This is a genomic window from Kitasatospora sp. NPDC088264, from assembly GCF_040685715.1.
Taxonomy (GTDB): domain Bacteria; phylum Actinomycetota; class Actinomycetes; order Streptomycetales; family Streptomycetaceae; genus Kitasatospora.
The window spans coordinates 23,156-33,650 of record NZ_JBFBIR010000075.1; the positions used below are offsets into that span (position 1 = coordinate 23,156).

A 10,495-nucleotide genomic window follows, 5' to 3' on the forward strand; every position below is an offset into this window, starting at 1 on the left:
GCCCCCCGGACCGCCTCGAACGCGATCAGCGCCCGTCGAAGCCGGCCGGCACCCCGGAGGGCCGCCGGGTCACTTCCCGATCGGCTCCAGGACCGCCACGCACTCGAAGTGGTGCGTCATCGGGAACAGGTCGAAGGCCCGCAGCGAGACCGGCCGGTAGCCGCCCTCGCGGAAGAACGCCAGGTCCCGGGCGAGCGCCGCCGGGTCGCAGGCGACGTACGCGATCCGGCGCGCCTCCAGGCCGACCAGGTGCGCGACGGTCTCGCGCCCGGCGCCCGAGCGCGGCGGGTCCAGGACGATCAGGTCGGTGGCGGTGATGCCGGTGCGCGGCAGCAGCGTCTCGACGCGGTCGCACTCGATCCGCACGTTGTCCAGCGCGGCCAGGTTGTGCCGGGCGTCGGCCACGGCCTGCTTGGAGGACTCGATGCCGAGCACCGCGCCCTCCTCGCCGACCCGGTCGGCCAGCGCGCCCGCGAACAGGCCGACACCGCAGTACAGGTCGAGCGCGTTCTCGCCCCACTGCGGGTCCAGGCCGTCCAGGACGGCGTCGACCAGGGTGTCCGGCGCCTCGGGGTGGATCTGCCAGAAGCCGCCGTTGCTGACCCGCCAGGTCCGCCCGGTCGCCCGCTCGCGCACGAAGCTGCGACCGTGCACGCGGTGGATGTCGCCCTGGTCGTCCACCCGGGCGATCGACACCGGCTTGTCCAGCTCGACCAGCGGCAGCTGGGCGCCGGGGCGCGGGGTGAGCACCACCTGGCGGTCCGAGGATCCGCTCGCGGCGATCACCTCGACCGAGGCGATGCCCGGCCAGTCGCGGGCCTCGATGCCGAGTTCGGTGACGCCCTCGGCGGCGATCAGGCAGCGGTCCACCGGCTGCACCTCGTGCGAGCGGTGCTTGCGCAGGCCGACCTTCCCGGTCTCCTGGTCCACGGCGTACTGCACGCGGGTGCGCCAGGTCGGCACCTGCCCGGCCGGCAGCTTGCCGCCGACCGGCTCGACGCTGCCGTCCCAGCCCGCCTCGGCCGGGGTGAGACCGGCCAGCTTGGCCAGCTGCTCGGTCAGCACCTGCCCCTTGAGCTTGCGCTGCCCGCCCGGGGTGACGTGCTGCCAGTCGCAGCCGCCGCACTTGCCGGGCCCGGAGAACGGGCACGGCGGCGCGATCCGCTCCTTGGCGGGTTCCAGGATCTCGACCGCGTCGGCCCGCAGGAACCGGGAGGTGGAGGTGCCCTCGGTGACCAGTGCGACCACCTTCTCGCCGGGCAGCGCGTGCCGGACGAACAGCACCCGGCCCTCGTGCCGGGCCACGCAGTGCCCGCCGCCGTGCGCGACCGGGCCGACCTCGACCTCGTAGCGCTGGCCGGCCAGCGGATCGCCGGACGGCGTCTCGGGCCGCGCGGCCCGCGGCGCGGTGCGCAGCGCCTTCGGCGGCCGCACCGCCTGCTTGCGCGGCCGCTCCCCCGGCGTGCGGGACGCCTGCGCGCGGGATCCCCGCGCACGGTCGCCCTTCGGCGCACCGTCCTTGGAGCGCTCGGCCTTCTGCGTGCGCTCGGCCTTCTGCGCACTGTCGGTCTTCTGCGTACGGGCGGCCTTCGGCTTCCCCGTGTCGGCTTCCGCCGGACGCGCGGGAGCAGGCTCGCCCGGCGCGAGCGGCGCGGTCTGCGCGGTGAAGCCGTCGCGGTCGGTGGCGGCCGGGCGCACGGGCTTGCCCCAGCGCGGCCGGGCGACCTTGCCGGGCTTGGCGGCGCCCTTGCGGGCGCCCTTGCCCGAGGATCCGGAGGAGCGGGACGGGGTGTTGCGGGTCACTGGGCGGAGTCCTTGCTGCTGTCAGCGGTGGCGTCTGGCATAACGGGGACCTTCGACTTTACGGCCTTCGGCGCCCGAGGCTCGCCACGCCGGACGGCGCCCGGCGCCGACCAGGCCTTCTGCGGCTTGCGCCGCTCGGAGGACTCCAGCTGCCACGGCACCGAGGTGACCATCACCCCGGGCTTGAACAGCAGCCGCCCCTTGAGCCGGAGCGCGCTCTGGTTGTGCAGCAGGTGCTCGTACCAGTGGCCGACCACGTACTCGGGGATGTAGACCGACACCACCTCGCGCGGGCTGCTGCGGCGCAGGTTCTTCACGTAGTCGAGGACGGGCCCGGTGATCTCGCGGAACGGCGAGTCCAGCACCTTGAGCGGCACCTCGATGCCGCGCTCATCCCATTCCCGGCGCAGCGCCGCCGTGTCGGCCGGGTCGACGTTGACGGTCACGGCCTCCAGGGTGTGGGCGCGGGCGAGCCTGGCGTAGGCGAGGGCGCGCAGCGCGGGCTTGTGCAGCTTGGAGACCAGCACGATGGCGTGCACCCGGGTGGGCAGCACCACGTCGTCCGGCTCCTCGGCGGCGATGAGCTCCTCGGAGACCCGGTCGTAGTGGCGGCGGATGCCCTTCATCATCACGAAGAGCACGACCATCGCGGCGATCGCGATCCAGGCGTGGCTGATCTTGGTGACCAGGACGACGATCAGCACGGCCATGGTCATCACCAGGCCGAAGGTGTTGATCGCCCGGCTGCGCTGCATGTGGCGGCGCTTGGCCGGGTCGGTCTCGGTGCGCAGCAGCCGGGTCCAGTGCCGGATCATGCCGGACTGGCTCATGTTGAAGGAGACGAAGACGCCGACGATGTAGAGCTGGATCAGCCGGTTGGGGTCCGCGTCGAAGGCGATGACGAACAGGATCGCGGCGATCGCCAGCAGGATGATGCCGTTGGAGAAGGCCAGCCGGTCGCCGCGGGTGTGCAGCTGGCGCGGCAGGTAGCGGTCCTGGGCGAGGATCGAGCCGAGCACCGGGAAGCCGTTGAAGGCGGTGTTCGCGGCGAGCACCAGGATCAGGCCGGTGACGGCGGCGACGAAGTAGAAGCCGGGCGTGAAGTTGTTGAAGACGGCTTCGCTGATCTGGGCGAGCGCGGTCTTCTGGTGGTAGCCGGGCGAGGAGCCGACGAGCTGCTCGGCCGGGTTCTCGGCCATCTGCACGCCGGTGAGGCGGGCCAGCCAGATGATGCCCATGAACATCACCACGGCGATGCTGGCCATCATCAGCAGGGTGGTGGCGGCGTTCTTGCTCTTGGGCTTGCGGAAGGCCGGCACGCCGTTGGAGATGGCCTCCACGCCGGTGAGCGCGGCGCAGCCGGAGGAGAACGACTTGAGCAGCAGGAACACCATGGCGAACCCGGCCAGCGATTCGTTGCCGGGGGTGGCGGCGAGGTGGAATCCGGAGCTCTCGGCGGGCATGTCCTGGCCGAGCAGGAAGTGCCGGACGAAGCCGTAGCCGACCATGCCGATGACGCCGATCATGAAGGCGTACGTCGGGACGGCGAAGGCGGTGCCGGATTCGCGGACGCCGCGCAGGTTCATACCCATCAGCACCACCACGACGATGACCGACAGGGTCAGTTCGTGGCCGCGCAGCGCGGGGACGGCGGAGACGACGTTGGCGACGCCCGAGGTCGTCGAGACGGCCACGGTGAGCACGTAGTCGACCATCAGGGCGCTGGCGACGACGAGCCCCGACTTGGGCCCGTGGTTGACGGTCGCGACCTCGTAGTCGCCGCCACCGCTCGGGTAGGCGTGCACGTTCTGCCGGTAGGAGGCGACCACCGCGAGCATCACGATCGCGACGACGACGCCGATCTGCCAGGAGAAGTGGATCGCCGAGGCACCCGCCACGGAGAGCGTCAGCAGGATTTCCTCGGGGGCGTACGCGACCGAGGAGAGCGCGTCCGAGGCGAAGACGGGCAGCGCGATCCGCTTGGGCAGAAGTGTTTCGCCCAATTTGTCGCTGCGCAGGGCGCGCCCGATCAGGATGCGTTTCGGTAGGTCAGTCGGCATAGGCACGTTAAGGAATCGTAGGGGCTTCCCGGGCCGGGCTCCGCCGTTTGTCCCCCCCTTCGTCGCGACTGCGTTCTATGGACCGGCTAGCGTGTCGGATACGAGTCGGCGGGCAACACTCACGTTGTGAGTCGGCGCCCCACGAGAACGCTCGCCCAGGGAAGCCGGGCGGGAAAGGGAGATGAACGGTGTTTGCGCAGGTCAAGAACCCTACGGGACGGGTGAGGTAGCGCCGGTGCACATCGTCATCATGGGCTGCGGCCGCGTGGGCTCGGCCCTCGCCAGAGCCCTGGAGAAACAGGGCCACTCGGTGGCCGTGGTCGACCAGGACCCGACCGCGTTCCGTCGGCTGGGCGCCGGGTTCAACGGGCGCCGGGTGACCGGCGTCGGCTTCGACCAGGACACCCTGCGCGAGGCGGGCATCGAGGAGGCCGGCGCGTTCGCCGCGGTCTCCAGCGGCGACAACTCCAACATCATCGCCGCGCGGGTGGCCCGGGAGAACTTCGGCGTGGAGAACGTCGCGGCCCGGATCTACGACCCCCGCCGCGCCGAGGTCTACCAGCGCCTGGGCATCCCGACCGTGGCGACGGTCCGGTGGACCGCCGACCAGATGCTGCGCCGACTGCTGCCGAGCGGCGCCGAGCCGCTGTGGCAGGACCCGAGCGGCGGCGTCCAGCTGGCCGAGGTCGCCTACGCCCCGGGCTGGGTCGGCCACCGCATCAGCGTGCTGGAGGAGTCCTCCGGCGCCCGGGTGGCGTTCGTCACCCGGCTCGGCGAGGGCGTGCTGCCCTCGCCCCAGATGGTGGTGCAGGAGGGCGACCTGGTGCACGTGATGCTGCGCCGGGGCGACCTGACGGCGGTCGAGGCCGCGTTCGCGCAGGGGCCGAAGGAGGAGGGTCACTGATGCGGGTCGCCATTGCCGGGGCCGGTGCCGTGGGTCGCTCGATCGCGGGCGAGCTGCTGGAGAACGGGCACGAGGTCCTGCTGATAGACAAGAACCCCAACTCCATCTCGGTGGAGCGGGTGCCCATGGCGGAGTGGCTGCTGGCCGACGCCTGCGAGATCACCTCGCTGGACGAGGCGGCCCTGCAGCGCTGCCACGTGGTGATCGCCGCGACCGGCGACGACAAGGTGAACCTGGTCGTCTCGCTGCTCGCCAAAACCGAGTACGCGGTGCCGCGGGTGGTCGCCCGGGTGAACAACCCGAAGAACGAGTGGCTCTTCAACGAGTCCTGGGGCGTGGACGTGGCCGTGTCCACCCCGCGTCTGATGTCCGCCCTGGTCGAGGAGGCGGTCAGCGTCGGCGACCTGGTCCGGCTGATGCGCTTCAGCCAGGGCAACGCCAACCTGGTCGAGCTGACCCTGGCCGCCGACACCGAGCTGGTCGGCACCCGGGTGGGCGACGTGGCCTGGCCGCAGGACACCGCGCTGGTGACGATCATCCGCGAGGGCCGGGTGCTGGTGCCGGGCAAGGACGACACCCTGGAGGGCGGCGACGAGCTGCTCTTCGTGGCCGCGCAGGAGCGCGAGGAGGAACTGGAGGACCTGCTGTCGGCGTCCTCCGGCGCCCAGTAGGGCCGAAGGCGCGGACCGGACACGGGCGAGGGCCCGCACCCCTGGTGGGTGCGGGCCCTCGCCCGTCGCGTTCGGACCGGCCGGCCGGGGCTCCGGCTAGCGGGCCGGCTCCTCGTCGTCGTCGAACTGCGCCTTGATCGGCGGCGGCGCCTTGAGCAGGATCTGCCAGGTGACGTACATCGCCAGCAGCATCGGCGGGATGCCGAGGGCGACCTTGAGCCAGCCGAGCAGGTTGACGTTGTGGGTGAAGTACAGCGGGAAGAGGATCACCGGCTTGAGGCCCATGATCACCACCCAGGCCCAGGTCGCCTTGGTGTAGGCGGCGAACCGGCCCGGGTTCTCCTTGCGCCAGGTGAACATCTCGCCGGTGACCGGGCCGAGCATCACGCCGATCATCGGCCAGCGCACCAGGGCGGAGACCGCCAGGGCGATGCAGTAGCCGACGTTCCACAGCAGGCCGGGCAGGTAGAAGTCCTCGGCGCGACCGCTCTTCATCGAGATCCAGGCGCCGAGGGCGACGCCGAACACCCCGCTGAAGGCGTGCTGGACGGTCTCCCTCCGGGCCAGCCTGGTCACCACGAACACCGCGCACAGGCCCAGCGCGGCCCAGGCGGCGGAGCTGACCTGGTGGGTGATGTTGAAGGTGACGATGAAGACCAGGCCGGGCAGCGTCATGTCGATCATGCCGCGCACGCCGCCGAAGGCCTGCAGAATGGTGTCGGCCGCTTCCTTGGAGGCGGCGGCCTTGCGGGCGGCCTCCTCGGCCGCGCTGTCGGCGGCCTCCTTGGCGACGACGGCCTCGCGGACGGCCGCGTCGGCCGCGGCCCCGGGTCCGTGCGGGCCGGGCGGCGCGTGGTGGTTCGCGGCCAGGTCAAGCTGGGCGGCGGACTCGCCGCCGGGCTGGTTGCTCACGCTCATTCGCTCCCGTGTCCGACCGGACGCAGCTCATAGCGGGGGTTGAACAGCACGCGGCGCCCGCGTGCGTGGCTGATCCGGCCGCTGGCGACGAGCCGGCGGCCCGGCTCTATGCCCGCGATCGAGCGGCGGCCGAGCCAGACCACGTCCAGCGCCTCGGTGCCGTCGAAGAGTTCGGCCTCCAGCGCCGGCACCCCGGCCCGCGGGCGGAGCGTCACCGTGCGCAGCGTGCCCGCGACGGTGACCAGCTCGCGGTCCGCGCAGCCGGCGATCGGCGTGCAGCCCGACTCCGCCGCGCTCTCCTGGCGCAGCTCCTCGGCCTGCAGCTCCTCGGCCGAGGAGGTCAGCCGGCTGAGCATGCGGCGGAATCGCCCCTGCGGCTGGTCGCTGCTGTTGTCACCACTCATGCCGGAAGGGTACCGGTTTCCGCACCCCCGGCGGCAGGCCGTACGGCCACCGGGGGCGCCCCGGGGGTCAGCTCTCGAAGCGGTAGCCCATGCCCGGTTCGGTGATGAAGTGGCGCGGGTGCGAGGGGTCGCGCTCCAGCTTGCGGCGCAGTTGGGCGAGGTAGACCCGCAGGTAGTTGGTCTCGGTGCGGTAGGCGGGGCCCCACACCTCCTGGAGCAGCTGGGTCTGGCTGACCAGTCGGCCGGCGTTGCGGACCAGCACTTCCAGCAGGTGCCACTCGGTCGGGGTGAGGCGGACGTCGGTGCCGTCCCGGTTGACCTTCTTGGCGGCGAGGTCGACGGTGAAGCTCTCGGTGACGACCAGCGAGTCGTCCTCGCCCGCGACCGGCTCGGCGCGGCGTACGGCGGCGCGCATCCGGGCGAGCAGCTCGTCCATGCCGAACGGCTTGGTGACGTAGTCGTCGGCACCGGCGTCCAGGGCCTCGACCTTCTCGTCGGAGGCGTGCCGGGCCGACAGCACGATGATCGGCACCCTGGTCCAGCCGCGCAGGCCGCGGATCACCTCGACGCCGTCCATGTCGGGCAGGCCCAGGTCGAGGACGACGACGTCGGGATGGCGGGCGGCGGCCAGTTCCAGGGCGCTCGCGCCGTCATGGGCCGCGTCGACCTCGTACTTGCGGGCCTTGAGGTTGATCACCAGCGCGCGGACGATCTGCGGTTCGTCGTCCACGACGAGGACCCGGGTCATTTACGGGCTCCGCCTTTCAGGGCTGTCGGACTTACGGACTGTGGGACTTGCTGAACATACGACGTGCGGAAGCGAGGAACGACAGGCCGGAGCGGCAGGCCACCGGCTGTCACGTGATCAGCCGCGACAGCGGATCGTGCCCGTCACCGGCCGCCTCCCCCGGTTCCGGCGGCCGCTCGGCGGCGGGCAGGCTGACGACCATGGTGAGGCCGCCGCCGGGGGTGTCCTCGGCGGTGACGGTACCGTCCATCGCCTCGACGAAGCCGCGCGCCACCGCGAGCCCGAGCCCCACCCCGGCGCCGCGCGGCGCGTCCCCGTAGCGCTGGAACGGCGCGAAGATCCGCTCCTTGGCGTCCTCGGGCACGCCCGGGCCGCGGTCCACGATCCGCAGCTCGACCCGCCCGGAACCGCCCGGCTGACGCAGCGCGTCGGCCTTGACCAGCACCTTGACGCCGTCCGGGCTGTACTTGACGGCGTTCTCGACCAGGTTGGCCAGCGAACGCTCCAGCAGGCCGCCGTCGGCCCGGATCATCGGCAGCGTCTCCGGGACGTCGAGGCGCACGGACTCGGGCGGCACCCCGCCGAGGGCGAACGGCACCACCTCGTCCAGGTCGGTCTCCTGGATCAGCGGGGTGACGGTACCGGTCTGCAACCGGCTCATGTCCAGCAGGTTGTTGATCAGGTGGTCGAGCCGGTCGGCCCCGGCCTCGATGCCGGCCAGCAGCTCCGCCTCGTCCTCCGGCGCCCACTCGACGTCGGCCGCCCGCAACGAGGTGACGGACGCCTTGATCCCCGCCAGCGGGGTGCGCAGGTCGTGCGAGACCGCCGCCAGCAGGGCGGTGCGGATCCGGTTGCCCTCCGCCTCCCGGCGGGCCGCCGCGGCCTCCCGGGCCAGCCGGCGGCGCTCCAGCACCACGGCCGCCTGCGCGGCGAACGCCCCGAGCAGGCGCCGGTCCGCCCCCGGCAGCACCCGGCCGCGCAGCACCAGCGCCAGGCTGTCGCCGACCGGGACGTCCACGTCGGCCTCCTCCGGCCGCTCCGGCGGGCGCGGCCCGGCGGTGGCGACCGGCACCCAGGCACCGAGCGGCTCCGGACGCTCCAGCAGCGCGGCGCTCTCCTGCCCGAAGGTCTCCCGGACCTGCTCCATCAGCGCGGTCAGCACCCCGTCCCCGTTCGGCGCGCCGCGCAGCACGGTACCGGCCAGCGCGCTGAGCGTCTGCGCCTCCGTCTGGCTGCGGGCCGCCTGGTGGGTGCGCCGGGCCGCCAGGTCGACCACGGAGGCGACCGAGATGCCGACCACGGTGAATATCGCCACCGCCATGATGTTCTGCGGCTCGTTGATCGTGAAGGTGTGGATCGGCGGCGTGAAGTAGTAGTTCAGCACCGACGAGGCGACCAGCGCCGACCCGATCGCCGGCAGCAGCCCGCCGACCAGCGCCGCGCACACCGTCAGCGACAGGAACAGCAGCATGTCGGTGGACAGGCCCAGCCCGCCGATCGCGGTCAGCACCAGCGCCAGCACCGGCGGACCCGCCATCCCGATCAGCCAGCCCGCGATGGTGCGGGGGCGGCCCAGGTCGGTGATCCGGCGCACCGGCACCCGCCCGCGCCCGTGCCCGGCGTGCTCGTGGGTGACCATGTGGATGTCGATGTCGCCGGCCTCCCGGGTCACCGTGGTGCCGACGCCAGGCCCGTAGAGGTACTGCCAGGCCGGCCGTCGGCTGGTGCCCAGCACGATCTGGGTCGCGTTCACGCCCCGGGCGAAGTCCAGCAGCCCGGCGGCCGGGTCGTCGCCGAGGACGGCGTGGAAGGAGCCGCCGAGGCTCTCCACCAGGGCCCGCTGCTCGATCAGCGTCTGCGGGGAGCCGGTGCCCGAGAGCCCGTCCGAACGGGAGATGTGGACGGCGAGGAGCTCGCCGCCCGAGACACGGGCCGCGATCCGGGCCGCCCGCCGGATCAGCGTCGCCCCCTCGGGGCCGCCGGTCAGGCCCACCACGATCCGCTCCCGGGCCTGCCAGGTGCCCTCGATGCCCTGCTCGGCCCGGTACTTCTGCAGGTACTCGTCGACCCGGTCGGCGGTCCACAACAGCGCCAGCTCGCGCAGCGCGGTCAGGTTGCCCGGGCGGAAGTAGTTGGCCAGGGCCGCGTCTATCTTCTCCGGCGCGTACACGTTGCCGTGCGCCAGCCGCCGCCGCAGCGCCTGCGGCGACATGTCGACCAGCTCGATCTGGTCGGCCCGGCGCACCACCGCGTCCGGCACGGTCTCGCGCTGGCGCACCCCCGTGATGCCCTCGACGGCGTCGCCGAGCGACTCCAGGTGCTGGATGTTGACGGTGGAGATCACGTCGATCCCGGCCGCCAGCAGCTCCTCGACGTCCTGCCAGCGCTTGGCGTTGCGGCAGCCGGGGATGTTGGTGTGCGGCAGCTCGTCCACCAGCGCCACCTGCGGGCGGCGGGCGAGGACGGCGTCCACGTCCATCTCGGCGAACGTGGCCTCCCGGTGCACCAGCTGCCGGCGCGGCACGACCTCCAGCCCGTCGACGAGCTCCGCGGTGAGCCGCCGGCCGTGATCCTCCACGAACGCCACCACGACGTCCGTGCCACGCTGCTGTCGCCGGTGCGCCTCGGCGAGCATGGCGTACGTCTTGCCGACCCCGGGGGCCGCCCCAAGGTAGATGCGCAGCCTGCCTCGTCCCATGAGCACCATTCTTGATCCGGCTCTGCCCCGGGGCCACCCCCGGACACCTGTTCCCCTTCCCTTCGAGACTACGGCGTGAGCGGCGATTTTCCGCTGATCAGTGGACTGATCATGCGGTTTTAGCGACATATTGACGGCGCCCGCCCCCCTCGGCCGGGCCGGCGTGAAAGCCTTCTGCCCTGTCTCCGGGAAATGCAAAAAGACCCCCTCCCGTCCGGGAGGGGGTCTTTTCGGAATAATTGTTCGGCGGCGTCCTACTCTCCCACAGGGTCCCCCCTGCAGTACCATC

The 10,495-nt window shown here is 72.3% G+C and carries 8 protein-coding genes; 2 read left to right on the top strand and 6 right to left on the bottom strand.

What is annotated here, in order from left to right:
* Positions 1-69 precede the first annotated feature (69 nt).
* Both AB0O82_RS34625 and AB0O82_RS34630 read right to left on the bottom strand, forming a co-directional pair.
* Positions 70-1,416: a class I SAM-dependent RNA methyltransferase gene (locus AB0O82_RS34625; RefSeq protein ID WP_363588367.1), complete on the bottom strand. Its 1,347-nt coding sequence runs from the start codon at positions 1,414-1,416 to the stop codon at positions 70-72.
* A gap of 383 nt (positions 1,417-1,799) precedes the next feature.
* Positions 1,800-3,869 (bottom strand): APC family permease, encoded by a 2,070-nt coding sequence (locus AB0O82_RS34630; RefSeq protein WP_363588359.1) that lies wholly within the window; start codon positions 3,867-3,869, stop codon positions 1,800-1,802.
* A gap of 229 nt (positions 3,870-4,098) precedes the next feature.
* Between AB0O82_RS34630 and AB0O82_RS34635 the strand changes: the two genes are divergently transcribed.
* Complete coding sequence (locus AB0O82_RS34635) at positions 4,099-4,767, top strand: TrkA family potassium uptake protein (protein ID WP_363369779.1); 669 nt, start codon at positions 4,099-4,101, stop codon at positions 4,765-4,767.
* A complete protein-coding gene (locus tag AB0O82_RS34640) occupies positions 4,767-5,438 on the top strand; it encodes a TrkA family potassium uptake protein (RefSeq protein WP_063347598.1) in 672 nt (223 codons plus the stop codon). Before AB0O82_RS34635 ends, AB0O82_RS34640 begins: the two co-directional genes overlap by 1 nt.
* Positions 5,439-5,534: 96 nt before the next feature.
* Here the strand turns inward: AB0O82_RS34640 and AB0O82_RS34645 are convergent, their stop codons facing one another.
* The 4 genes from AB0O82_RS34645 to AB0O82_RS34660 form a co-directional block, all read right to left on the bottom strand.
* Positions 5,535-6,350, bottom strand: a complete 816-nt coding sequence (locus AB0O82_RS34645; protein WP_363588361.1) for a DUF3159 domain-containing protein — start codon at positions 6,348-6,350, stop codon at positions 5,535-5,537.
* A 2-nt stretch (positions 6,351-6,352) separates the two neighbouring features.
* Complete coding sequence (locus AB0O82_RS34650) at positions 6,353-6,760, bottom strand: OB-fold nucleic acid binding domain-containing protein (RefSeq protein WP_063347599.1); 408 nt, start codon at positions 6,758-6,760, stop codon at positions 6,353-6,355.
* Between the two features lie 67 nt (positions 6,761-6,827).
* Positions 6,828-7,508 (bottom strand): response regulator, encoded by a 681-nt coding sequence (locus tag AB0O82_RS34655; protein ID WP_033351413.1) that lies wholly within the window; start codon positions 7,506-7,508, stop codon positions 6,828-6,830.
* 109 nt (positions 7,509-7,617) lie between these two features.
* Positions 7,618-10,206 (bottom strand): sensor histidine kinase KdpD, encoded by a 2,589-nt coding sequence (locus AB0O82_RS34660; protein WP_363588363.1) that lies wholly within the window; start codon positions 10,204-10,206, stop codon positions 7,618-7,620.
* Positions 10,207-10,495 lie beyond the last annotated feature (289 nt).